Source organism: Ideonella sp. sgz306126 (assembly GCF_056032705.1).
In genome coordinates this window covers 1-24633 of the sequence record NZ_JBVYWP010000003.1, presented here as the reverse complement: position 1 = coordinate 24633, position 24633 = coordinate 1, and the positions used below count along the sequence as shown (strand labels likewise).

Annotated in this window: 23 protein-coding genes and 1 other RNA gene; 4 read left to right on the top strand and 20 right to left on the bottom strand. The window is 68.5% G+C overall.

Annotated elements, in window-relative coordinates:
* From AC0N04_RS08620 to rnpB, 3 genes are all read right to left on the bottom strand, one after another.
* Positions 1-1077, bottom strand: coding sequence for a carbonic anhydrase (locus AC0N04_RS08620; protein ID WP_474280577.1), 1077 nt, complete (start codon positions 1075-1077; stop codon positions 1-3).
* A gap of 81 nt (positions 1078-1158) precedes the next feature.
* Positions 1159-2370: a multidrug effflux MFS transporter gene (locus AC0N04_RS08615; protein WP_474280575.1), complete on the bottom strand. Its 1212-nt coding sequence runs from the start codon at positions 2368-2370 to the stop codon at positions 1159-1161.
* 23 nt (positions 2371-2393) lie between these two features.
* Positions 2394-2842, bottom strand: an RNA gene (gene rnpB / locus AC0N04_RS08610) — RNase P RNA component class A.
* A 134-nt stretch (positions 2843-2976) separates the two neighbouring features.
* On the opposite strand from rnpB, the gene cysK reads away from it, so the two are divergent.
* Positions 2977-3897 (top strand): cysteine synthase A, encoded by a 921-nt coding sequence (cysK, locus tag AC0N04_RS08605; RefSeq protein WP_474280573.1) that lies wholly within the window; start codon positions 2977-2979, stop codon positions 3895-3897.
* Between the two features lie 12 nt (positions 3898-3909).
* Here the strand turns inward: cysK and AC0N04_RS08600 are convergent, their stop codons facing one another.
* Genes AC0N04_RS08600 through AC0N04_RS08580 form a run of 5 tightly spaced genes read right to left on the bottom strand, consistent with a single transcriptional unit; the run spans position 3910 to position 9398 of the window.
* On the bottom strand, positions 3910-4719 hold the full coding sequence (locus AC0N04_RS08600; RefSeq protein WP_474280571.1) for an NYN domain-containing protein: 810 nt from the start codon (positions 4717-4719) through the stop codon (positions 3910-3912).
* 36 nt (positions 4720-4755) lie between these two features.
* Positions 4756-5796: a dihydroorotase gene (gene pyrC, locus AC0N04_RS08595; RefSeq protein ID WP_474280569.1), complete on the bottom strand. Its 1041-nt coding sequence runs from the start codon at positions 5794-5796 to the stop codon at positions 4756-4758.
* A 42-nt stretch (positions 5797-5838) separates the two neighbouring features.
* Positions 5839-6573: an amino acid ABC transporter ATP-binding protein gene (locus AC0N04_RS08590; RefSeq protein ID WP_474280567.1), complete on the bottom strand. Its 735-nt coding sequence runs from the start codon at positions 6571-6573 to the stop codon at positions 5839-5841.
* A gap of 58 nt (positions 6574-6631) precedes the next feature.
* Complete coding sequence (locus AC0N04_RS08585) at positions 6632-7555, bottom strand: LysR substrate-binding domain-containing protein (RefSeq protein ID WP_474280565.1); 924 nt, start codon at positions 7553-7555, stop codon at positions 6632-6634.
* The gene (locus AC0N04_RS08580; protein ID WP_474280563.1) at positions 7536-9398 is read right to left on the bottom strand and encodes an ABCB family ABC transporter ATP-binding protein/permease; all 1863 of its coding nucleotides are present in this window, start codon (positions 9396-9398) and stop codon (positions 7536-7538) included. Before AC0N04_RS08580 ends, AC0N04_RS08585 begins: the two co-directional genes overlap by 20 nt.
* Positions 9399-9440: 42 nt before the next feature.
* Here AC0N04_RS08580 and AC0N04_RS08575 point away from each other — a divergent pair, with 42 nt between their 5' ends.
* Entirely contained in the window at positions 9441-9869 is a 429-nt protein-coding gene (locus tag AC0N04_RS08575) for an acyl-CoA thioesterase (RefSeq protein WP_474280561.1), read from the top strand.
* 64 nt (positions 9870-9933) lie between these two features.
* Here the strand turns inward: AC0N04_RS08575 and AC0N04_RS08570 are convergent, their stop codons facing one another.
* The 9 genes from AC0N04_RS08570 to AC0N04_RS08530 form a co-directional block, all read right to left on the bottom strand.
* Complete coding sequence (locus AC0N04_RS08570; RefSeq protein WP_474280559.1) at positions 9934-10905, bottom strand: hypothetical protein; 972 nt, start codon at positions 10903-10905, stop codon at positions 9934-9936.
* A gap of 165 nt (positions 10906-11070) precedes the next feature.
* Entirely contained in the window at positions 11071-11835 is a 765-nt protein-coding gene (locus AC0N04_RS08565; RefSeq protein ID WP_474280557.1) for an enoyl-CoA hydratase, read from the bottom strand.
* A gap of 138 nt (positions 11836-11973) precedes the next feature.
* Positions 11974-12528 carry a nuclear transport factor 2 family protein gene (locus AC0N04_RS08560; RefSeq protein WP_474280555.1) on the bottom strand — a complete coding sequence of 185 codons (555 nt, stop codon included), beginning with the start codon at positions 12526-12528 and terminating at the stop codon, positions 11974-11976.
* Positions 12529-12646: 118 nt separating this feature from the next.
* Positions 12647-13660, bottom strand: coding sequence for a hypothetical protein (locus AC0N04_RS08555; protein WP_474280553.1), 1014 nt, complete (start codon positions 13658-13660; stop codon positions 12647-12649).
* Positions 13661-13859: 199 nt separating this feature from the next.
* On the bottom strand, positions 13860-15089 hold the full coding sequence (locus AC0N04_RS08550; protein WP_474280551.1) for an acetyl-CoA C-acyltransferase: 1230 nt from the start codon (positions 15087-15089) through the stop codon (positions 13860-13862).
* A 26-nt stretch (positions 15090-15115) separates the two neighbouring features.
* Positions 15116-17509, bottom strand: a complete 2394-nt coding sequence (locus AC0N04_RS08545) for a 3-hydroxyacyl-CoA dehydrogenase/enoyl-CoA hydratase family protein (protein WP_474280549.1) — start codon at positions 17507-17509, stop codon at positions 15116-15118.
* Positions 17510-17534: 25 nt separating this feature from the next.
* Positions 17535-17978, bottom strand: a complete 444-nt coding sequence (locus AC0N04_RS08540; RefSeq protein ID WP_474280547.1) for a DUF2147 domain-containing protein — start codon at positions 17976-17978, stop codon at positions 17535-17537.
* Positions 17979-18027: 49 nt separating this feature from the next.
* Positions 18028-19818 carry an acyl-CoA dehydrogenase C-terminal domain-containing protein gene (locus AC0N04_RS08535; RefSeq protein WP_474280545.1) on the bottom strand — a complete coding sequence of 597 codons (1791 nt, stop codon included), beginning with the start codon at positions 19816-19818 and terminating at the stop codon, positions 18028-18030.
* 28 nt (positions 19819-19846) lie between these two features.
* Positions 19847-20545, bottom strand: a complete 699-nt coding sequence (locus AC0N04_RS08530) for a TetR/AcrR family transcriptional regulator (protein WP_474280543.1) — start codon at positions 20543-20545, stop codon at positions 19847-19849.
* 207 nt (positions 20546-20752) lie between these two features.
* On the opposite strand from AC0N04_RS08530, the gene AC0N04_RS08525 reads away from it, so the two are divergent.
* Positions 20753-21310: an HNH endonuclease gene (locus AC0N04_RS08525; protein WP_474282008.1), complete on the top strand. Its 558-nt coding sequence runs from the start codon at positions 20753-20755 to the stop codon at positions 21308-21310.
* A 172-nt stretch (positions 21311-21482) separates the two neighbouring features.
* Positions 21483-21989, top strand: coding sequence for an outer membrane lipoprotein (locus AC0N04_RS08520; RefSeq protein ID WP_474280541.1), 507 nt, complete (start codon positions 21483-21485; stop codon positions 21987-21989).
* Between the two features lie 34 nt (positions 21990-22023).
* Here AC0N04_RS08520 and AC0N04_RS08515 read toward each other — a convergent pair whose 3' ends face one another.
* The 3 genes from AC0N04_RS08515 to pgk form a co-directional block, all read right to left on the bottom strand.
* Positions 22024-22758, bottom strand: a complete 735-nt coding sequence (locus AC0N04_RS08515) for an HAD-IA family hydrolase (RefSeq protein WP_474280538.1) — start codon at positions 22756-22758, stop codon at positions 22024-22026.
* Positions 22759-22774: 16 nt separating this feature from the next.
* Entirely contained in the window at positions 22775-23812 is a 1038-nt protein-coding gene (gene fba / locus AC0N04_RS08510; protein ID WP_474280536.1) for a class II fructose-bisphosphate aldolase, read from the bottom strand.
* 89 nt (positions 23813-23901) lie between these two features.
* The coding region (gene pgk, locus AC0N04_RS08505; protein ID WP_474280534.1) for a phosphoglycerate kinase at positions 23902-24633 on the bottom strand (732 nt) is incomplete at its 5' end.

Sequence of the window (24633 nt, the reverse complement as noted above, 5' to 3'; positions counted from 1 at the left end):
CTACTCCGACTCCTTGATCAGCCGCCCGTCCAGCGGCTGCACCGGCCGCGCGTTCATCGGATACAGCCGCGCAAAGATGCCCAGCTGCTGCGCCGAGACCGGCACCGGCTGCTTCATCACCATCCACAGCACGCCTTCGCTGCAGGGCGGCGTGGTCAGCGAGCCCATGTAGGTGTAGTAGCGGCGATCCTCGGGCAGCAGTTGCGAGGGGTCGATCGCCTCGATGCCGGCCGAGGCCTGGTTCTTCTCCAGCGGCAGCGCGTTCCACACCGCCTGGATCACCGCCTGCGCGGCGCCGCGTTCCAGCAGCACCGCGACCACCGCCAGGTGGCCTTCGGCGTCCTTGTGAACCAGGTGCACCTCCATGTCGAACTGGCGCCCGGCTATGCGCTCTTCCGACGGCAGGTGGAAATGGAATTGCACCAGCTCGTAGCGCCGCCCGCCTACCGTCAAGGCATTGCCGGGCGCGACGTCGACCTGCACCGTGTGGCCGTTGTCGATCACCGAGAACGCGCCGGGGTGGTAATCGAACGCGATCGGCTGCAATTGCACCTGGATGCCGTCGCGGATGTCGATCGGGCTCTGGCGCTGACCGGTGGCGCAGGCGGCGTACTCCGGGCTCAGCCGGGCCCAGGCGTCCGGGCCGTCGTCGCCGCCGTAGGCCCAATGCCCGCGGAGCGCCGGGGCGGGCCCGGTGCCGGCGGCGCGCGGGCCCGTGCGGTGGACGGCCCGATGCGGTGGATGGCGCGGCGCGGACCCGGGCGGGTCGGCAGCCTGGTTGGCCACCTGCATTTCGTTGGGGTGAGCGCTGTCGGGCGGGTTGAACGCGCCCAGGCGCTCGGCGAGCTTGCGGCGCAGGGCCTCCATCGAACCGGGCGGGGCGGCCGGCGGCAGGGCAGCCGCCTCGGCCCGGCTCGGTGCCGGCGACTCCACCTTGGCGGGAGAGGTCGCGCCCATGGCCGGGCCGGAGGCCTTGGCCGAGATCCCGGGCGCCACGTCGGCGGCGCGCGCCCCCACGCAGGCGAGCACCCCGCAGGCGATCGCGATCAGCGGAAGAATGGGGTGGGGGCGGCTCATCGATGCTCCGGGCGGACACAGGTCTCCTGCGTCATATCGACCGGCCATCCCCCCGGCTTGAGCCGGAGCGGTGCCGGGCGCTCAGTGGACCGGCAGGCGCGGTCGCACCCAGGCCCAGGCCAGCAGGCCCACCCCCATCAGGCCCAGCGAGGCCAGCGCCAGCGCCAGCGTGGAATGCATCACCAGCGGCACCAGCACGCCGGCCACCAGCGCATTGGCGACGCTGCCCAGGCAGGCCTGCAGCGACGAGGCCATGCCGCGCCGGTCCGGCACTTGGTCGAGCACCATCAGCGTCACCACCGGCACCATCAGCGCCCAGCCGAAGGCGAACAAGGCGATCAGCGGCAAGGCCCACGCCGGGTGCGCCGGCAGCGCCAGGTTCAGCGCGACGTTCAGCACGGAGACCGTGATCATGATGACGAAGCCGCGCCGGATCTGGCGTTGCGGCCGGATCTGTCCGGCCAGCCGCCCGGACAGCCAGGCGCCGCCCATGATGCCGCTGATGGTCAGCACGAAGAACCAGAAGAACTGGGTCGGTGCCAGATGCAGGTGCTGACCCAGGAACACCGGCGCCGACAGCACGTACAGGAACATGCCGTTGAACGGCACGCCCGAAGCCAGCGCCAGCGCGACGAAGACCGGGTCGGACGCCATCCGCCAGTAGCCGCGCAACAGGTGGCCGGCGCTGAAAGGCTGGCGCTGGCTGCGGTGCAGGGTTTCGGGCAGCAGGCGCGCCATCGTCGCCCCCAGCAGCAGCCCCACGCCGACCAGGAACCAGAAAATTGCCTGCCAGCCGATGTGGACGAACAGCAGGCCGCCGATGATGGGGGCCACCGCTGGCGCCACGCCGAAGTAGATCGTGACCTGCGACATCACCTTCTGCGCCTGGTCGGCCGGAAACAGGTCGCGGATCACCGCGCGCGACACCACCATGCCGGCCCCTGCCGACATGCCTTGCAGCGCCCGCCACAGTACCAGGGTGGCCACCGACGTGCTCAGCGCACACCCCACCGAGGCCAGCGTGAACACCGCCACGCCGACCAGCACCACCGGCCGGCGGCCGAAGCTGTCGGCCAGCGCGCCGTGGAACAGGTTCATCAGCGCGAAGCCGAGCAGGTAGGCCGACAGCGTCTGCTGCATCTGCACCGGCGTGGCGGCCAGCGCCTGGGTGATGCCGGCGAACGCGGGCAGGTAGGTGTCGATCGAGAACGGCCCGAGCATGCCCAGGCAGGCCAGCAGCGCGGCCAGCATCCAGCGCGGACCGCGCCAGACGCGGGAGGCCTCAGGATTCATGTCGAAGTGTGTGCAGGATAAAAGTGTGAAGCCAACCGATAGGCCGGATTCTGTGCGGCGAAAGCTCTTGCGAGCCCCGCCGTGACCGCCATTCCTCTGGGCCGGGGTGTTGCCACCCTGGCTCGATGCCACCTACCCGCCAGCTCAGCGAGCCGCTTCAATGCTGGCCTATTTGGTGTTGCTGCGCGTAGAGATTGCCGCGTTTCACCCTTGCCGGGGCGTTGACCCTGGCAAGGGTGGCTACTCGGATTGGGCTGCGCCCAAGCCGCCGGGTTGACACCCGACGGCGACCGGCTTGCGCCGATCCCTCATAGAACACCCCTGTTCAGGCGCCCTGGCAAGACTCGTCTCTGTGGCTCTGATCCGCACCTTGCGGTGGACGGGCGTTACCCGCTACGCTGCTCTTCGCAGTCCGGACCTTCCTCCAGTGCAGCCTTTCGGCTCTCGCACCAGCGGCGGTCTGGTCGACTTCACCGTCGCATTGTCCCATGCCGCCCGGATCGGTGCGTCGATTCGGCGACATCACATCCGTTTACATGCCTTGGGGCGATGGTCATCGGGGCTTGCGGCATCATCGGACCCTTGTCCGTCAGAAAGCGCGACCCCATGAAAGCCAGCAGCGTCCTCGCCACCATCGGCAACACCCCCCACATCCGCATCAACCGGCTGTTCGGCAACCGCCACCAGGTCTGGGTGAAATCCGAACGCTCGAACCCGGGCGGCTCGATCAAGGACCGGATCGCGCTGGCGATGGTCGAGGCGGCCGAGGCCAGTGGCGCGCTGCAGGCCGGCGGCACCGTCATCGAGCCGACGTCCGGCAACACCGGGGTGGGCCTGGCGATGGTGGCCGCGGTCAAGGGCTACCGTCTGGTGCTGGTGATGCCCGACAGCATGAGCGTCGAACGCCGCCGGCTGATGCTGGCCTACGGCGCCCGCTTCGTGCTGACGCCGCGCGAGCAGGGCATGAAGGGCGCGATCGCCAAGGCGGAGGAACTGGTGGCCGGCACGCCGGGAGCCTGGATGCCGCAGCAGTTCGACAACCCGGCCAACATCGGCGTGCACGTGCGCACGACCGCGGTGGAGATCGCCAGCGATTTTCCGGAGGGGCTGGACGCGATCATCACCGGCGTCGGCACCGGCGGCCACTTGTCGGGCGTGGCCACGGTGCTCAAGGCGCGCTGGCCCGGCCTGAAGGTGTTCGCGGTCGAGCCGACGCAGTCGCCGGTAATCTCGGGCGGCTCGCCCGGCCCGCACCCGATCCAGGGCATCGGCGCCGGCTTCATCCCGAAGAACCTGAAAACCGAATTGCTCGACGGCGTGATCCAGGTCGAAGCCGAGGCGGCACGCGAGATGGCACGCCGCAGCGCCCGCGAGGAAGGGCTGCTGGTGGGCATCTCCAGCGGTGCGACGCTGGCGGCGATCGCGCAGAAGCTGCCCGAGCTGCCGGCGGGCAGCCGGGTGCTGGGCTTCAACTACGACACCGGCGAGCGCTACCTGTCGACCGAAGGCTTCCTGCCGACCGAGTGAGGCCGGGGCGCCTCAGGCCGCGCGGCCGCCGCGCGGCGGCCGCTTGTCGCGCACGAACAGGTTCTGGCCGCGACGCTCGACTTCGAACAGGCCGATCGCGTCGATCAGGTCGCTGAACTTGCGAAAGCCGTGGTTGCGCGGATCGAACGAGGCCTGGTTGGCGATCTGGGCCCGCACCGCGCTGAGGTTGGACCAGCCGTCGTCGCCGGCCGCGCTGTCCACCGCATTGCGCAGCAGGCTGACCAGCCGGGCATCGCGCCGCAGGTCGGGCGCGGCAGGCTTCTTGGCGGCCGCCGCCCGGGGCTTCTTCGCCGTGCTGGCCGGCTCCGCGGTGCCCGCGTCCTCCGCTTCGGGTTCGTCGACCGGCTCGCCGAGCGACTCCAGGTACAGGAAGCGCGAGCAGGCGGCCACGAAGGGCTCCGGCGTCTTCTTCGCGCCGAAGCCGTAGACGGTGGCGCCCTTGGCACGCAGGTGCATCACCAGCGGCGTGAAGTCGGCATCCGAGCTGACGATGCCGAACGCATCGGGCCGGTCGGTGTACAGCAGGTCCAGCGCGTCGATCGCGATCAGCATGTCGGTGGCGTTCTTGCCCTTGCTGACGTCGAACTGCTGGATCGGGCGGATCGCACATTCGTGCAGCACCTTCTCCCAGCCCTTCAGCTCGTTCTTCTTCCAGTTGCCGTAGGCGCGCCGGATATTGGCCACACCCAGCTTGGCCAGTTCGGCCAGGATCAGGTCGATCTTGGCGGCCGGCGCGTTGTCGGCGTCGATCAGCAGCGCGATGCGGGTTTCCCGCGGTCCGGTGTGCGTAGAGAGACTCATCGGGCCATTGTCACCCCGCCGAGCCACTCTGCCGCCTCAGGGCTGCACGCGCCAGGCCAGCGTTTCGCCGCCGCGCAGCGGCTTGAGCTGCGCCGCCTCACCGAACGGCACCGCCTCCGGCAGAGTCCAGGCCTCGCGCTGGAGCGTGATGCGGCCGGTGTTGCGCGGCAGGCCGTAGAACGCCGGGCCGTGCTGGCTGGCGAAGGCCTCGAGGCGGTCGAGCGCACCGGCCGCCTCGAAGGCCTCGGCGTAGAGCTCCAGCGCCGACAGAGCGGTGAAGCACCCGGCGCCGCAAACCGAGGCTTCCTTCATCACCGAGGCATGCGGCGCGCTGTCGGTGCCCAGGAAGAAGCGGTCGCTGCCCGAGGTGGCGGCGGCCACCAGCGCCTGGCGATGCTCCTCGCGCTTGAGCACCGGCAGGCAGTAATAGTGCGGGCGCAGGCCGCCCTGGAAGATCGCGTTGCGGTTGTAGAGCAGGTGGTGGGCCGTGACAGTGGCGGCGGTGTACGGGCCGGCTTCGGCGACGTACTGCGCGGCCTCGCGGGTCGTGATGTGCTCGAACACCACCTTCAGCTCGGGGAAATCGCGCCGCAGCGGCGTCATCACCTGGTCGATGAACCGGGCCTCGCGGTCGAACAGGTCCACCGCCGGATCGGTGACCTCGCCGTGCACCAGCAGCAGCAGACCCGCCCGCTGCATCGCCTCCAGCGTGGCATAGGTCTTGCGCAGGTCGGTGACCCCGGCGTCGCTGTTGGTGGTGGCTCCGGCCGGATAGAGCTTGAGCGCCACCACGCCGGCCTCCTTCGCGCGGCGGATTTCGTCCGGCGGCGTGTTGTCGGTCAGGTACAGCGTCATCAGCGGCTCGAAGGCCAGGCCCTCGGGCACCGCGGCCAGGATGCGCTCGCGGTAGGCCACGGCCTGGGCCGCGGTGGTCACCGGCGGCCGGAGGTTGGGCATGATGATCGCGCGGCCGAACTGGCGTGCGGTATAGGGCACGACGGCCGCCATCGCGGCGCCGTCGCGCAGGTGCAGATGCCAGTCGTCGGGGCGGGTGATCGTCAGGGTGGAAGCGCTCATGCCCCGATTGTCCCAAACTGCCGGCCGGCTGGCCCGTCGGACTCAGTGCTGAAGAATCTTGGACAGGAATTCCTTGGCGCGCGGCGCGCGGGCATCGGGGTTGCCGAAGAACTCGTCCTTCTTGCAGTCCTCGATGATCCTGCCGGCGTCCATGAAGATCACGCGGTGGCTGACCTTCTTCGCGAATCCCATCTCGTGGGTGACGACCATCATCGTCATGCCTTCCTGCGCGAGCTTGACCATCACGTCCAGCACCTCGCCGACCATTTCCGGATCGAGCGCGGAGGTGGGTTCGTCGAACAGCATCACGATCGGGTCCATCGACAGCGCGCGGGCGATCGCGACGCGCTGCTGCTGGCCGCCGGACAGCTGGCCCGGATATTTGTCCTTGTGGGCCATCAGCCCGACGCGGTCCAGCATCTTCAGGCCGCGCACCTTGGCATCGTCGGCACTGCGCCCCAGGACCTTGATCTGCGCCAGCGTGAGGTTCTCGGTCACCGAGAGATGCGGGAACAGCTCGAAGTGCTGGAACACCATGCCGACGCGGCTGCGCAATTTGGGCAGGTTGGTGGCCGGGTCGGAAATGCTGATGCCGTCGACCACGATGTCGCCCTTCTGAAAGGGCTCCAGCGCGTTGACGGTCTTGATCAGCGTGGACTTGCCCGAACCCGACGGTCCGCACACCACCACCACCTCGCCCCGCTGGATCGCGGTGGTGCAGTCGGTCAGCACCTGGAAGCTGCCGTACCACTTGGAAATATTCTTGATGGCAATCATTCAAAACTCCTGGGAGTTCGGTCAAAAGCAAGGCCTGCAGTAGACCACTTCGGCGGGGTCATCCGCGCGAGGCCGCTGCGTCCAAAAAGGCCCACAGCTCCTGCGCCGCCGGCTTGACGTGGCGCGCCGCCTCGGGGCGCTCGCGGTAGATGCGCACCTCCATCGTCAGTTCGTAGTCGGCCGACCCGGCGGCCACCAGACGCCGGGCGCGCAATTCCTTGCGCACCGAGCTGGCGGGCAGGAACGCCAGGCCGTGGCCCTCCAGCGCCATCGCCTTCAGGCCTTCGGCCATGTCGGTCTCGTAGATCGCATCCAGGTGCAGCGGCGTGGGCGCGTGCTTGATGATCTGCTCGACGATGCGCGCCATGTAGGCCCCCGGCGCGTAGCTGAGGAAGGGCACCGGGGCGCTCGCGCGGCCCGGCAGCAGGAACAGCGGCTTGCCGTCCCGGTCGGCCTTGGCGTAGGGCGCGAGGGTTTCGTGGCCCAGGCTCAGCATGTCGTACCGGTCGGAGCTCAGCTGCAGCGGCTGGGTCGGGTGGTGGTAGGCGATCAGCAGGTCGCAGCTGCCTTCGGTCAGCCGCATCACGGCATCGTGCACGTTGAGCGCGGACAGGCGGCTCTTGAGCCCGCCGAAGCGCTGGCGCAGGTCCATCAGCCAGTGGGGGAAGAAGGTGAACGCCAGCGTGTGCGGCACCGCGAACTCGATCATGTCCTGGCCGCTGGACTGGTGGCTGCGCATCATGTTGCGGGTCGTCTGCAGCGCGCCGATCACCTCCAGCGCCTGGGCATGGAAGGTCTCGCCCGCCGGGGTCAGGCGGGTCGGGTAGGACGAGCGGTCCACCAGGTCCACGCCGGCCCAGGCCTCGAGCGCCTGGATGCGCCGCGAGAACGCCGGCTGGGTCACGTGCCGGAGCTGCGCAGAACGCGAGAAGCTGCGCGTCTCGGCCAGGCTGACGAAATCCTCAAGCCACTTGGTGTCCATGCCGGCCTGCCTCCTGCTGTGCCTCGGCGGAGGCGGTGCGGGTGTTCTGCAACTGCCACATCCGGGCGTAATGGCCTCCCGCGGCCAGCAAGGCCGTGTGGGTTCCGCGCTCGATCACCCGACCCGCGTCCATCACCAGGATGTCGTGAGCATCGACCACGGTCGACAGGCGGTGGGCGATGACCAGCGTGGTGCGACCGCGCGAGGCCTGGCGCATCTCGCCCTGGATCGCGCGCTCGTTGGCCGAATCGAGCGCCGAGGTCGCCTCGTCGAACACCAGGATGGGCGGGTTCTTCAGCAGCGTGCGGGCGATCGCCACGCGCTGCTTCTCGCCCCCCGAGAGCTTGAGCCCGCGCTCGCCGACCACCGTCTCGTAACCCTTGGGCTGGGCCACGATGAAGTCGTGGATGTGGGCCGCGCGGGCGGCCGCCTCGATGTCCTCGCGGGTCGCGTCGGTACGACCGTAGCCGATGTTGTAGGCCACCGTGTCGTTGAACAGGACCGTGTCCTGCGGCACGATGCCGATCGCGCGGCGCAGGCTGTCCTGGGTGACCTCGCGCAGGTCCTGGCCGTCGATCGTGATGCGACCGGACTGCACGTCGTAGAAGCGGTAGAGCAGGCGTGCCAGCGTGCTCTTGCCGGCACCGCTGGCGCCGACCACCGCCACGGTCTGCCCAGCCGGGATCTCGAAGCTGAGGTCCTGCAGGATGGGTCGTGCCGGGTCGTAGGCGAAGCCGACGTGCTCGAAGCGCACCGCCGCGCCGCGGGTGACCAGCGCCGGCGCGCCGGGAAGGTCGGCCACTTCGCGCTCGCGCTCGAGCAGCAGGAACATCTTGTCCAGGTCGGCCAGGCTTTGACGGACCTCGCGGTACAGCACGCCCAGGAAGTTCATCGGGATGTAGAGCTGGATCAGCAAGGCATTGACCATCACCAGATCGCCCAGGGTCAAATGACCCGCGACCACGCCGCTGGTGGCGCGCCACAGCATCGCCAGCAGCGAACACGCGATGATCAGCTGCTGCCCGGTGTTCAGCAGCGACAACGAGGTCTGGGCGTGGATCTGGGCGCGGCGGTAGGCGTTCAGCCCCAGGTCGTAGCGCCGGGCCTCGAAGTCCTCGTTGTTGAAGTACTTGACCGTCTCGTAGTTCAGCAGCGCGTCGATGGCCTGCGAGTGGGCCTTGGAGTCGAGCTCGTTCATGCGGCGCCGGAATTGCGTGCGCCACTCGGTGATCGAGATCGTGAACGCCACGTACACCACCAGCGCCACCAGCGTGATCCAGACGAAGCCCATGTCGTACTTCGCGCCCAGCAGGGTCAGCGCCATGCCCAGCTCGACGACGGTCGGCAGGATCGTGTAGAGCGAATACGAAATCAGCGACTGCAGCGCCCGCGTGCCGCGCTCGATGTCGCGCGTGAGGCCGCCGGTCTGGCGTTCGAGGTGAAAGCGCAGGCTCAGCGCATGCAGATGACGGAAGGTCTCCAGCGCGATCTGGCGCGAGGCGCCATGGGTGGCCTTGGCGAACACCAGTTCGCGCAGTTCGGTGAACACCGAGGTCGACAGGCGCAGCGCGGCATAGGCCACCAGCAGGCCGGCCGGCACCACCAGCAGCGCGCGGTGGTCGATGGCACCGGGCGCCAGGTGATCGACCAGCCGTTTCAGCAACAGCGGCACGCCCAGGTTGGCCGACTTGGCGGCGATCAGGAACAGCAGGGCCGCCGCCACACGCCAGCGGTACTGCCACAAATAGGGCAACAGGCGCTGCAGCGTGGACCAGTCGGAGCGGCGCTGGGCCGGGGACGAGCCGGCGGCGGGCTCGGGCAAGGGCAGTGAGGCGCGGCGCATCGTGAAAGAATGACTCTGGAAAACCAAATCCCAAGGACCGCCATGAGCGACAGCCCCAACCCCGCCAGTGTGCCCCAGCCGCCCCGCACCCATCTGCCGACCGATCGCGACCTGGTGATGCGGGTGATGCCGATGCCGGCCGACGCCAATGCCAATGGCGATATTTTCGGCGGCTGGATCATGGCCCAGGTCGACCTGGCCGGTGCGGTGCTGCCGGCGCGCCTGGCACGCGGCCGCATCGCGACCGTGGCCGTCAACGAGTTCGTCTTCAAGCAGGCGGTGTCGGTGGGTGACCTGCTGAGCTTCTACGCCCAGGTGACCCGCATCGGCACGACGTCCATCACCGTGCATGTCGAGGTCTACGCCGAGCGCAATCCGGCGGACCTGCACGTGGTCAAGGTCACCGAGGCCAATGTGACCTACGTGGCCATCGACCGCGACGGCAAGCCACGCCCCGTTCCGCACCCTTGACGCCTGCGCGACGACGAGCGCCGTATGGCCGGGCGGGGGTGGACGGCCGCCCCCGCCACCCGCGTCACGGGTACTGCAGCGAGCAGTAGCCGGCGCCGGAATTGACCCAGTTCTGCTGGATCAGGTAGCTGCGGGTTCCCCAGGTCACGTTGGCCATCGACCCATTGCCGGGGTTGAAGGTGGTGCCGAAGGTCCAGGCGCACTTGTCGGCGTTCTCGGCCCCGCTGCCGTCGTACCAGGCGTTCAGGTCCGGGTCCGATGCCGCTTCTTCCAGTTCGTGCATCACCACGCTGGCCATGCCGTCGACCCCCGGGTTGCCGTTCGGGCTGGTCGACTGCGCGGCGCAGGCGCTCAGGCAACGCGACGCGTCGCCGACGAACGCGTACTTCACGTCGACGCCGAGCAGCGACGCATGGTTGTGCCAGCCGCAGTACTGGGTGCAGAAACCCGAGGTCTCGTTGACGTCCTTGGTGGTCAGCACGAAGTAGACGGCGTTCGGATCGACCGGCAACTTGCCCGCACTGAGCGCGTTCTTGACGATGGTCTTGACCTTGGTATCGGTCAGCCTGGAGCCCTGGGACTCGGACACGTCGTCGATCGCGCCGCTCAGCGTGATCAGGTTCTTGACCTGATTCGCCGGCGTGTTGCTGGTCTGGTAATAGGTCGTGTTGATGTTGAAGTAGGGCTGGCCGCCGGCGTTGTCCATCATGTCGGTCAGGATGGATTTGCCGGTCGGGCTCTGGGTGGCCCAGTTGCCGTACCAGATGAAGTACACATTGACGCCGGACGGATTCGCGATCACCGGCCCGCCGTGGTAGCTGATCGCGGTGCCGGCCGCCGCGGCGGTGCCCGCATGGGGCATCGTCCGGGGCAGCGCGCCCCAGCCCTTCCCGCTCGGCTCCAGCGGCTGCGCACCGTTTGGATCGGCCGCCGCCGCAGGCGCTGCACCCGATCGCGGCAGCGTGGCATGCGCCCCCGCTGCCAGCATGGCCAGCGCCACCCCGACTCCCATCACCTGCCCATACCTGTTCGACATGGTTTCTCCTCGGTTGACATGGACCCCCGTCGGAAGACCTCCCCCCGCAGGGTGAGCCTGGATGCTAGAGAGCTCGCCGCGGAGCGTCAATGAGGGTCGGGCCCACGCCCGCCGGGCTTCGCTCGGCCGGCGCGCCGGGTACCCCGGTGCCGGACGCGACGCCGATCAGGCAAATGGGGTGAAGTCGGGCTTGCGCTTCTGGAAGAAGGCCTGGAAGGCTTCCTGCGCCTCCGGGCTGCGCAGCCGCTGCGCGAACATCTCGCCCTCGGCGGCCATGGTGCGGCGGACCTGTTCGCGCAGACCGGCGCGCATCAGGCGCTTGGTCTCGCGCACGGCGCTCGGCGGCAGGCTGTTGAAGCGCTCGGCCACGCGACGGGCGTGGCGCGCGACCTCACCGGCCGGCAGGACCGCGTTGGCGATGCCGCACTCCACCGCCTCCGACGCGGTGAAGGGATCGCCCAGCAGCAGCTTTTCGGCCGCCTTGGCGTGGCCCATCAGGCGCGGCACCAGCAGGCTGGACGCAAACTCGGGCACCAGTCCCAGGCTGACAAAGGGCATCGCCAGGCGGGCCTCGTCGCTGACGAACACGAAGTCGCAGTGCAGCAGCAGCGTCGTGCCGATGCCGACCGCCGCGCCCGTGACCGCCGCGACGACCGGCTTCTCGCAGCTTTCCAGGGCTTGCATGAAGCGATGCACCGGCGACTCCTCGGACTGCGGCGGCCGCCGCGTGAAATCCTCGATGTCGTTGCCCGAGGTGAACACGCCGGGTTGCCCGACCAGCAGCACCGCGCGCACCGCAGCGTCCGCCTGGGCCGCGTTGAGCGCGTCGGCCATGGCCTGGTACATCGCCTGGGTCAGCGCATTCTTTTTCTCGGGTCGGGCGATTTCGATCGTGGCCACGCCATTGAGCGTGGCGGTACGGATGGACATGGGCGTCTCCAGCAGGCTGAGGGGCCTGCGATTCTGGCATTGAAGCCCCGCGCCGGCATGGACTCGACTGGAGCGCCCGCTCCAGTCACACGGACCGCCGGCGCCCACGCAGGGGCGCGGCTCCAGCGCTGGCCCGGCTCAGCCCTTGCCGTCGGGCTTCTGGCTGCCGCCGGCCGGGCGCGTGCCCTTCTTCGTCGCCGCCGGCGCCGCGGCCACGGGCAGGTCCGAGACGTAGCGGGTCTGCAGTTGGTAGTGATCGCCATCGCCCTGGTGCTGCCAAACATCGACGACGAAGCGGGCGCGGCTCGCGGTCCGGATCACGAAGCTGGCGATGGCCAGCTCACCATGTTCATGGACCGCCATGTCGCCGAGCGTGGCCCCGGCAACCTGCTGGGGCTGGGCCGCATCCAGCCATTCGTCGTGGGGCAGCGGTGCCAGCGGCGCCGCGCCGCTGCGCTGCAGGAAGGTGTCGCTCAGCAGTTTGTCGAGCGCCGCCCGATCCCCCTTTTGCTGCGCCTCCAGCATCTGGTGCTCGATGTGCAGGAACACCACCACCAGGCGCGTGGGCGTGATCACGCCGGTGCGCTGTGGCACGTCCTGAGCGCACGCAGGCAGGCTCGCGCACTGGAGGCCGCTCGCCAACAGCAGCGACGCGATCAAGGAACCGGGACGACGGATCGATGAATGATTCATGTGACACCTGTGCGGCCGGGATGAGCCGATCCGCCATCAGAAGACAAAAATCCCGCCGCAGCGGGACTCCAGGACAAGGCGGCCTCTTTCGCGAAGAGGCCGCCGCTCACGCGCGCACTCAGTACGACAGTGCGCAATAGCCACCCTTGGCATTGACCCAGTTCTGCTGGATCAGGTAATCGCTGCCGCCCCAGTTCACGTTGGCCAGCGAACCGTTGCCGGTGGTGTAGGTGGTGCCGAAGGTCCAGGCGCATTTGTCGGCATTCTCACCGCCGCTGGCATTGTCATACCAGCCGTACTGCAGGCCCGCCACGCCGCCCACGTCCGGATCGGTGGTGGCCTCTTCCAGCTCATGCATGATCACGCTGGCCATGCCGTCGGCGCCGGGGTTGTTGTTCGGGCTCTTGCTCGACTGCACCATGCAGCCGCTGGGGCATTGGCTGATCGCATTGCCGACGAACGAGTACTTGATGTCCTGCCCGCCGATGGTGCCGTTGTAATGCCAGCCGCAGTAGGAGCTGCAGAAGCCCGAGGTCTCGTGCACGTTCTTGTCGGTCAGCACGAAGTACACGCCCGAGGTGTCGGACGGCAGGTCACCGGCGCTGATCGCCTCGGAGACGATGGTCTTGATCATCGCGTCGGACAGGCTGTTGCCATGCCAGCGCGTGCCGCTCGAACTGGTGACCGTGGTCTGTCCGGCCAGGGTCACGACGTTGGCGACGTATTTCGGGTTCTTGACCTTGCCGGTCGCCAGGAGCTTGCCCTGGAAGTAGCTGGTGTTGATGTTGAAGTAGGGCTGACCGCCGGTGGCGCTCATCATGGCCGGCAGGATGGTCATCGCGGTATCGCCGGCCCAGGCGTCGCCGTACCAGATGTAGTACGCGTTCGGACCATTCACCAGGAGCTTGCCGCCGTGGTAGTTGATGCCGTTGGCGCCCGACGGCACCTTGAGGCCCGGCAGCGCGGCCTTCTCCACGGCGAAGCCCTTGCCCGAGGGCACCAGCTGCATGCCCGGAGACACCTGGGCCTGCGGCGCCTGCTGCCCCTTCAACAGCGCGGCCTGCGCCGTCGCCCCTGCCAAACCGAGAATGGCACTTGCTGCCGCGATCGCAGCGAATTGGAATGAACGCATGAAGCCTCCTAAACACCAATGGATCACATTGGCGGGTCGCCGTCGGCCGTGCCGACAGGGCTGCCACCGATCCGGTGCGAGGCGCCTATTCGCCCCACCGTCGGCACTGCCAGTGCACGCAGTCTAGGAGGCCGTCTTGCGTCAGGTCAACGCGTTGGCCGCCCGCTATTAGGGGGAGGGCATCCCCTAGCGGGCGGCATCAGACGCGCTCGAAAATGCCCGCCGCCCCCTGGCCCGTGCCCACGCACATCGTGACCATGCCGTACTTCAGCTGGTGCCGGCGCAGTGCATGGATGGTGGTGGCCGCGCGGATCGCACCGGTGGCGCCAAGCGGGTGGCCCAACGCGATCGCACCGCCCATCGGGTTGACCTTGGCCGGATCCAGGCCCAGGTCGCGAATCACCGCCAGCGACTGTGCGGCGAAGGCTTCGTTCAACTCGATCCAGTCCAGCGCGTCCTGGCGCAGCCCCGCATAGCGCAACGCGGCCGGGATCGCCTCGATCGGGCCGATGCCCATGATCTCGGGCTTCACGCCGCGGCTGGCGAAGCTGACGAAACGGGCCAGCGGCGTCAGGCCGAAGCGCTTGACGGCGTCGCCACTGGCCAGGATCAGCGCACCCGCGCCGTCGCTGGTCTGCGAGCTGTTGCCCGCCGTCACGCTGCCCATGCCGGTGAGCTTGCCGGTCGTGTCGCGCGGCGCGGCGAACACCGGCCGCAGTCTGGCCAGGCCTTCCAGGCTGGTGTCGGGACGCGGACCTTCGTCAAGGCTCACCGTGCGGGTCCGGGTCGTGACGTCGCCCGTCTCCAGGTTCGGCAGGCGCTCGATCACGTCCACCGGACAGATCTCGTCGCTGAACTCGCCGGCCTGCTGCGCCGCCAGCGCGCGCTGGTGCGAGGTCAGCGCGAACGCGTCCTGGTCTTCGCGGCTGACCTTCCACTGCGCCGCCACCTTCTCGGCCGTCATGCCCATGCCGTAGGCGATGCCCACGTTCTCGTCCTTGGCGAACACGGCCGGGTTGAACGAGGGCTTGTTGCCGCCCATCGGGACCAGGCTCATCGACTCGGCCCCGCCGGCGATCATCACCTCGGCCTCGCCGACGCGGATGCGGTCGGCGGCCATCTGGATGGCGCTCAGGCCCGAGGCGCAGAAACGGTTGACGGTGACGCCGCCCACCGAGTTGGGCAGGCCGGCGAGCGCCACCGCGATGCGGGCCATGTTCATGCCCTGCTCGCCTTCGGGGAAGCTGCAGCCGACGATCGCGTCCTCGATCGCCGCGGGATCCAGCGTGGGCACCTGGGTCAGCGCAGCCTGCAGGGCGCGGATCAGAAGATCGTCCGAGCGCGTGTTGCGGAAATAACCCCTTCCGGAGCGGCCGATGGGGGTGCGGGCGGCGGCGACGATGTAGGCGTCTTGCACTTGCTTGCTCATGTTGATTCCTTGTCCGTCTTCGACCGTCAGTTGCGAACCGGCTTGCCGGTCTGCAGCATGCCCATGATCCGCTCCTGCGTCTTCGGATGTTCCAGCAGCGCGCAGAAGTGCTTGCGTTCCAGCGCCATCAGATACTCCTCGGTGACCAGCGTGCCGGCGTCGACCTCGCCGCCGCAGACCACATCGGCAATGCAGCTGGCGATGTGGAAGTCGTGCTGGCTGATGAAGCCGCCATCGCGCATGCCCACCAGGCTCGCCTTGATCGTCGCGATGGCGTTGCGGCCGGCCACCGGGAACATCACCCGGGCCGGTGCGCGGTATCCCGCCGCCGCCATCGCCTTGGCCTGGTGGATGGCGACGAACAGCAACTCGTCCTTGTTCGGCACGATCAGGTCGCTGTCCAGCAGGTAACCCAGCTTGCGGGACTCGATCGCGCTGGTGCCCACAGCGGCCGTGGCCGCGGCCTGGAATCCGTCCTTCAGGAAGTTCAGCAGATCGAGGGTCGGCGCGGCGGCGCCCTTCTCGGCCGCGCGGCGGGCGAGGTAGGTCAGGCCACCTCCGCCCGGCACCAGGCCCACGCCGACCTCCACCAGGCCCACATAGCTTTCCATCGCGGCCACGCGCTGGCTGCAATGCACCGCCAGCTCGCAGCCGCCGCCCAGCGCGATGCCGCGCAGCGCGGCGACGGTGGGCACGCCGGCGTAGCGGTAGCGCAGCATCAGGTCCTGCAGCTTCTTCTCTTCGGGGGCGATGCCTTTGGCACCCATCTTCATGAAGACGGGCATCAGCGCCTCCAGGTTGGCGCCCGCCGAGAACACGTCGTCGGGCGACCAGACCACCAGGCCCTGGTAACCCGCCTCGGCGATCTCCAGCGCCTTGAGCAGGCCCTCGGTCACGGTCGGGCTGATCAGGTGCAGCTTGGCGGTGATGCTGGCGATGACCACCTCGCCGTCCAGCGTCCAGACCCGCACCTCGTCGTTCCTGAACAACTCGGTGCCGCTGGCGAGCGGATCCGCAGCGCCGCTGCCCACCAGACCTTCGGGAAAGTGCTGGCGCGCGTAGACCGGCAGCGACGAGCGCGGCACGTAGCTGCCGCGGGCCGCCGACCACGAGCCTTCGGGCGTGTGCACGCCGGTGCGTCCGTCGAAGACCCAGGCGGGCAGAGGTGCGCTGCACAGCGCCTTGCCGGCATCGATGTCGTCCTTGACCCAGCCCGCCACCTGCTGCCAGCCGGCCGCCTGCCAGAGCTCGAACGGGCCCTGCTTCATGCCGAAGCCCCAGCGCATCGCGAAATCGATCTCGCGGGCCGATTCGGCAATGTCGGCCAGGTGCACCGCGACGTAGTGGAACGAATCGCGCAGGATGGCCCACAGGAACTGGGCTTGCGGATGGCTCGATTCGCGCAGCAGCTTCAGCCGCTCGGCCGCCGGCTTCTTCAGGATGCGCTCGACCAGCGGATCGGCCTTGGCGCCTGCCGCCGCGTACCCGCCGGTGGCCGGGTCCAGGCGCAGGATGTCCTTGCCCACCTTCTTGTAGAAGCCGGCGCCCGCCTTCTGGCCCAGCGCGCCCTGCTCGATCAGGCCCGCCAGCACCTTGGGGGTGGCATAGCTCGGATAGAACGGATCGTTGCCCTTGTCGGGTCCCAGCTGGTCCTGCAGCGTCTTGATGACGTGGGCCATGGTGTCCAGGCCCACCACGTCGGCGGTGCGGAAGGTGCCCGAACTGGCCCGTCCCAGCTTCTTGCCGGTCAGGTCGTCGACCACGTCATAGGAGAGGCCGTACTTCTCGGCCTCGTGGATGGTGGCCAGCATGCCGGCGATGCCCACGCGGTTGGCCACGAAGTTGGGCGTGTCCTTCGCACGCACCACGCCCTTGCCGACGGTGCTGGTGACAAATCCTTCGAGCTGGTCGAGCACGTCCGGCTCGGTGGTGGGCGTGTTGATCAGCTCCACCAGGTACATGTAGCGCGGCGGGTTGAAGAAATGGATGCCGCAGAAGCGCGGCTTGATCGATGCCGGCAGCGCCTCGCTGAGCTGGGTGATCGACAGCCCCGAGGTGTTGGAGGCCACGATCGCGCCCGGGGCGATGTGATCGGCGATCTTGTGGTACAGGTCCAGCTTCCAGTCCATGCGCTCGGCAATCGCCTCGATGACGAGGTCGCAGCCGCGCAGCAGCTCCAGATGCTCTTCGTAGTTCGCCGGCTCGATGCGCGCGGCCCATTCCGGCACGCCCAGCGGCGCGGGCTTGAGCTTCTTGAGGTTCTCGATGGCCTTCTGCGCGATGCCGCTCTTCGGCCCCTCCTTGGCCGGCAGGTCGAACAGCACCACCGGCACGTTGACGTTGACCAGGTGGGCGGCGATCTGCGCGCCCATCACGCCGGCGCCGAGCACGGCGACCTTGCGGACTTGGAATCGATTCATGGACAGGCTCCAGGGTCTGAGAAAGTTATTCGACGCGAACCCAGGTCTGGGTGCGTCCCAGCAGCGGCATGCCGATGTAGCCGCGAAGCTCCATCTTCTTGCCACCCTCGATGGGCTTCAGGCGGGCCTTGTAGACCTTGCCGTTGGTCGGATCCAGCACGTCGCCGCCGGCCCAGAGATCCTTGTCGCCGGCGCTCTGGCGCAGATTGCGCAGGATGGTCATGCCCAGCACCGGCTTGTCCTTGCGCTCGTCGCTGCATTTGCTGCAGACGTCCGCCTGCTTGGCCGGGTCGAAGATCCTTTCGACCTTGCCGCTCAGCACCCCGCCGTTGTCGACGATGCGCACCAGCGACTTCTCGGTCCTGCCGTCGTCGTCGATGGTCTTCCACAAGCCGACCGGGGTCGACTGCGCCGCCGCTGCGCCGCAGATCCACACCAGCGACCAAGCGGCCCACGTGCTCTTGCTCATCTCGTTGTCTCCTTGATCGCGCCGGCACCGGGCCGGCACCGGGTGGAAATCAGAACAGCGCCTCGTCCATCGCCATCAGCGGAGCCAGGCCGGCGCGGCAACTGCGGATCAGGCCGGCCGTCTCGGGCAACAGCTTGGCGAAATAAAAGCGCGCGGTGTGCAGCTTGGCGGTGTAGAACGGGTCGCCCGAGGCCTGCTTGTCCAATGCCACCCGGGCCATGCGGGCGAAGAAATAGGCGAAGCTCAGGTGGCCCACCACGCGCAGGTAATCCACCGCGGCGGCGCCCACCTCATCGGCATTGCCGAACGCCTTCATGCCCAGTTCGGTGGTCAGCTTGGTGACCTTGTCGCCCAGGTCGGCCAGCGGGTTGACGAACTCCTGCATGTCCTCGCGCACGCCTTCGTCTTCGACGAACTGGGCGATCTTCGCGCCGAACTTCTTCAGCTTCTTGCCGTTGTCGGCCAGCACCTTGCGACCGAGCAGATCCAGCGACTGCACGGTGTTCGTGCCCTCGTAGATCATGTTGATGCGGGCGTCGCGCACGTACTGCTCCATGCCCCACTCGTGGATGTAGCCGTGACCACCGAAGACCTGCATGCAGTGCGAGGTCGCCAGCCAGCCGTTGTCGGTGATGAAGGCCTTGATGATCGGCGTCAGCAGCGCGACCTCGTCGGCCGCCTCGGCACGCTCTGCCGGGTCGGGGTGGTGCAGTTCCTTGTCGAGCTGGATCACCGTGTAGGTCGACAGCGCCCGGCCGCCTTCGGCGAACGCCCGCGCGGTGAGCAGCATCTTGCGCACGTCGGGGTGAACGATGATGGGGTCGGCCGGCTTGTCCGGCGCCTTGGGGCCCGACAGCGCGCGCATCTGGATGCGGTCCTTGGCGTAGGCCACGGCGTTCTGGTAGGCCACCTCGGTCAGGCCCAGCGACTGGTTGCCGACGCCCAGGCGCGCAGCATTCATCATCACGAACATCGCGTTCAGGCCCTTGTTGGGCTCGCCCACCAGCGTGCCCACGGCGCCGTCCAGCATCATCTGGCAGGTCGCGTTGCCGTGGATACCCATCTTGTGCTCCAGCGCGCCGCAGAAGATGCCGTTGCGCGGACCCAGCGAGCCATCGGCCTGAACCAGGAACTTGGGCACGACGAACAGCGAGATGCCCTTGGAGCCCTGCGGCGCGTCCGGCAGGCGGGCCAGCACCAGGTGGATGATGTTGGCCGCCAGGTCATGCTCGCCGGCCGAGATGAAGATCTTCTGGCCGGTGATCTTGTAGGTCCCGTCGGCCTGGGGCTCGGCCTTGGTCCGCAGCAGGCCCAGGTCGGTTCCGCAATGCGGCTCGGTCAGGCACATCGTGCCGGTCCATTCGCCTCGGGTCAGCGGCGGCAGGTAGGTGGCCTTCTGCTCCGGCGTGCCATGGGCCTGCAAGGCTTCGTACGCGCCATGAGACAGGCCCGGATACATCGTCCAGGCCTGGTTGGCGCTGTTGAGCATCTCGTAGAAGCACTGGTTCACGGTGTGCGGCAGGCCTTGTCCGCCGAACTGCGGGTCGCACGACAAGGCCGGCCAGCCGCCCTCGACGTACTTGGCATAGGCCTGCTTGAAGCCCTCCGGCGCGGTGACCTCGTGGCGGTTCCGGTCCAGCGTGCAACCCTGGCGGTCGCCGCTGGAGTTCAGCGGCAGCAGCACCTCGGCGGCAAACTTGCCGCCTTCCTCCAGCACGGCATTGATGGTCTCGGCATCCATGTCCTCGAAGACCGGCATGGCCTTGAAGGTGGCGGCCACGTCGAACAACTCGTGCAGCACGAATTGCATGTCACGCAGCGGGGGGGTGTACTGGGGCATGGTCGCTCCTGGAGGCAGGTCGGTGAATTCAGCGCGTGGTCGGCGCTGGCGCGGGACAGGCCAGCGGAGCCGGGACGTCGGCCCCGCTGGCGGCGTAATCGTGGATGGTGCGCGCGAAACCGCGCTGCGCGCGCTCGACGGCACCGGGGTTGCGAAGAAACCGGGCGTCGTGGTGCAGCGCCAGGATCAGGCCGTGGACCTCGAACAGCATTTGCGCGGGGTCGGTATCCGCTCGCAGGTGGCCTTCGTCGACGGCCAGGCGGATCGCACGCTCCAGCGCGGCGTGCCAGGCCCGGACCATGCCGGCGAGCGCATCGCGCACCGGCCCGGGCCGGTCATCGAACTCGACGGCGCCGCTGATGTAGATGCAGCCGGAATCGATTTCCACCGACACCCGCTTGACCCAGTTCTGGAACATCGCCTGCAGCCGCGGCAAGCCGCGCGGCTGGCGCACCGCCGGGAAGAACACCTCTTCCTCGAATCGGTTGTGGTACTCGCGAATCACCGAAATCTGCAGTTCCTCGCGCGAACCGAAATGCGCGAAGACGCCGGATTTGCTCATCGCGGTGACCTCGGCCAGCGCACCGATCGACAAACCCTCCAGGCCCATGTGAGACGCCAGACCCAATGCGGCCTCCAGGATGGCGGCACGGGTCTGCTGGCCTTTTTGCAGACCGCGCGAATGAGCACGGCGAGAGGCGGCGGCGGGAAGAGTCACAACAGGCAACGGGGCGAAGGAGATGGCACGGCACGAATCGAACGACCGTGCTATTTTGCAGAATCCACGGCCCCGCCGGCGCGGTAGCGCGGCTTTTTTTTAGGGCCGCCGGCCTAATGGCGCGCGGCCGGCACGGCGGCCGATTCGCCCATGACCACGGAAATGACACATCGACGCGCTATGCTCCGCGCTGAAGGAGTTCGCGCCATCATGGTCATGGACGTGCTGCAGTTGGACGTGTCGGGTCGCCCCCAGGCGTGGATGACGGTCAAGGAAGCCGCCATCCTTTATGCCAGTGACGCCATTGCCTGGACGCTGGGCGAGACCTTCCACGTGATGCGCGGTGGATTCCAGCGCGCCACCGGCGTCCAGTCGCGCATCGATCTGCACCCCATCATCGCGGTGCGCGGCAGCGTCCCGTCGCGCGCCTGGCGGCAGAGTCCGGCACTGAGCAATCCCAAGCTGTTCGCCCGCGACCGGCACATCTGCGCCTACTGCGGCCACCGCTTCGGCTTCGACGACCTGACGCGCGAGCACATCGTGCCGGTGTCGCGCGGCGGACAGGACGCGTGGATGAACTGCATCACCGCCTGCCGGGGCTGCAATGGGCACAAGGGCAACCGGCTCCCCGAGGAAGCCCACATGAGCCTGCTGTACCTGCCTTACGTGCCCAGCCTGCACGAGGACATGATTCTGCGCGGCCGGCGCATCGTCGCCGACCAGATGGAATTCCTGCTGGCCAGCGTGCCGCGCAACAGCCGGCTTCGCAACTGAGTCGTGGCGGCAGCCCGACAGGCTGCGCCCCGGACGACGCAGGGTTCACATTCGCACACGCTGATTTACCGGCGCGCCAGCGTCTGACGCGTTGCGGGGCCCACAATCGGCAGCGGGGTCAACAGATCTCGCATGCGAGGCGTTGATTCCGTATCGTCAAACGGACACGACCATGAAAAGACTTTCCCTTGCCCTCGCCCTGTCGGCCGTGCTGGCCGCCTGCACCACCGCCAATCCGGACGTGATCCAGCCGGGCTACTCCCAGCGCATGTCGACGGTGGAAGACGCCACCGTGCTGAGCGTGCGCCCGGTGGTGCTGGACGGCACCCAGACCGGCAGCGGCGCCGTCGCGGGTGGCGTGGTGGGCGGTATCGCCGGCTCGTCGGTCGGCGGCTGGCGCGACAGCGGCGTGGCCGGCGTGCTGGGCGCCGTGGCCGGCGCGGTCGTCGGCAACGCGGTCGAGCGCTCGGCGACGCGCGAAAACGGCGTCGAGTTGCTGTTGCAGATGAAAAACGGCCAGCGCCGGGACGTCATCCAGGCCCGCGGCGAGGAGAACCTCCAACCCGGTGACGCGGTGATCGTCGTCTCGTCCGGCGGGCGCGTCCGCGTGATGCGCGCACCGGCCGCCATGCCGGCCCCGCCGGCCACGGCTCCGGCGCCGGTCTACACGCCGCACTGACGCCGAACACCGCGAGGTCCGGCGGCTTCGCGGTTCATGCGGGGTGCGCCGCGCCGTATTGGCGCTCGTGCCAGCGTCGCAGATCGGACAGCCTGAAGGTCGCGTCGTCGGTGCACAGTTGCCCCGGGATCGCTTCGGGCAAGGTCGTGGCCGGAAAGTACACGCTGGGCCGCAGCACCAGCGGCACACCGGCGCCATGGGCGGCCCGCGCGCCCGGCGTCGAGTCTTCGATCGCCAGGCAGTGCGTGGCGGGCAGGCCCAGGCGCTGCAGCGCGAGCAGGTAGACCTCGGGGTCGGGCTTCTTGCGCTGGGTGTCCTCGCCGCACAGCACGACCGCGAAGGTCTCTGCCCAATCGTCGCCCAGCAGCGTGGGCATCAAGGCCTGCACGTTGGACCGGCTGGTGGTGGTGACGATCGCCTGCGACAGACCGCTGGCCCGCGCCTCCCGCATCACGCCGACCACGCCGGGCCGGGGCGGCAAGTGCCCTAGCGCCACCAACTCGGCATAGAAGCGGTTCTTGCGCTCGTGCAGGCGAAGCGCCAGCGCCTGGCGCGCCGCCGCGCTGTCCGGCGCGTCGTGGCGCTGATCCATGAAGGCCAGCAGGCGCTCACGCCCGCCGGTGACGTGCAGCAGATCGCCGTACGCCGATTCGGTCCAGCCCCAATCCAGCCCGGCGTCGGCAAAGGCCAGATTGAAAGCCACCCGGTGCCCGTCGCGTTCGGTCTCCGCCACGGTACCGTCGACATCCCACAGCAAGGCCTTCAGCATGTCCGCGCCACCCGGCTCAGGCGTATCGCTTGACCATCGCGGCCAGCGGCACGGGCTTGATCTTGCTGGCTTGGCCTGCGCAGCCGAAAGCCTCGAAACGCAGCTGGCAGATGCCCTGGGCCGCCTTGGTCGCGGCGGCCAGCGCCTTGCGCGGGTCGAACTCGTCCGGCTTGGTGGCGAAGAGTTGGCGCATTGCGCCGGTCATCGCCAGCCGGATGTCGGTGTCGATGTTGACCTTGCGCACCCCGCTGGCGATGCCGCGAACGATCTCCTCCACCGGCACGCCGTAGGTCTCCTTCAGGTCGCCACCGTACTGGCGAATGATGGCCAGCCATTCCTGCGGCACGCTGCTGGAGCCATGCATCACCAGATGGGTGTCTGGCACGGCCGCGTGGATCTGCGCAATCCGGTCGATCGCCAGCACCTCGCCGGTGGGCGGACGGGTGAACTTGTAGGCACCGTGGCTGGTGCCGATGGCGATGGCCAGCGCGTCGACGCCGGTGCGGGCCACGAAGTCCTTGGCCTCGGCCGGGTCGGTCAGCATCTGGTCGTGGCTGAGCTTGCCCACGGCGCCGACACCGTCCTCCTCGCCCGCGTCGCCGGTTTCGAGCGATCCCAGGCAACCCAATTCGCCCTCGACCGACACGCCCGCCGCGTGGGCCATCTCGCAGACCTTGGCGGTCACGTTCACGTTGTAGTCGTAGCTGGCCGGCGTCTTGGCGTCCTCCATCAGCGAGCCATCCATCATCACGCTGGAAAAGCCCGACTGGATCGCCTGGATGCAGACCGCGGGCGAAGCGCCGTGGTCCTGGTGCAGGCAGACCGGGATGTCCGGATGGCTCTCGATCGCCGCCAGCACCATGTGGCGCAGATACGCTTCACCGGCGTATTTGCGCGCGCCGGCGCTGGCCTGCAGGATCACCGGGCTGTCGGTGGCCTGGGCCGCCTGCATGATCGCGTGGATCTGTTCGAGGTTGTTGACGTTGAACGCCGGCACGCCGTAGCGGTGCTCGGCCGCGTGGTCCAGCATCTGGCGCAGGGAAATGAGAGCCATGGAAATCTCCTGGGTTGAAAGTGATCAATGCGACGCCGGCCGGCGCCGCGCCGCGCCCTGGCGGCCAGCGCATCCGTCCGGCGGGTGCTTCATGCCGCGCGCCGGCTGAGGATCTCGAAGGCCGGCAAGGTCTTGCCTTCGAGCACTTCGAGGAAGGCGCCGCCGCCGGTGGAGATGTAGCCCACGTCCTTGTCGATGCCGTACTTGGCGATCGCCGCCAGCGTGTCGCCGCCGCCTGCGATGCTGAAGGCGCTGCTCTGGGCCACCGCCCGCGCGATGGCCTCGGTGCCGTGCGAGAAGGCCTCGAACTCGAACACCCCCACCGGACCGTTCCAGACGATGGTGCCCGCCGCCATGAGTTGCGCCGCCAGCGTCGCCGCCGTCTTCGGCCCGATGTCCAGGATCAGGTCGTCGTCGGCCACCTCGGCGGCCGCCTTCACCGTGGCCTCGGCATCCGGCGCGAAGCGCTTGGCGCAGACCACGTCCTCGGGGATGGGCACCGCCGCGCCGCGCGCCTTCATCGCCTCGATCACCGCCCTGGCCTCGCCCACCAGGTCCGGCTCGGCCAGGCTCTTGCCGATCTTCAGCCCCGCCGCCAGCATGAAGGTGTTGGCGATGCCGCCGCCCACGATCAGCCCGTCGACCTTGTCGGCCAGCGCCTTCAGGATGGTCAGCTTGGTGCTGACCTTGGAGCCCGCCACGATGGCCACCAGCGGGCGCTTCGGGTTGGCCAGCGCCTTGCCGATCGCGTCGATCTCGGCCGCCAGCAGCGGACCGGCGCAGGCGATCGGCGCGTACTGCGCGATGCCGTAGGTGCTGGC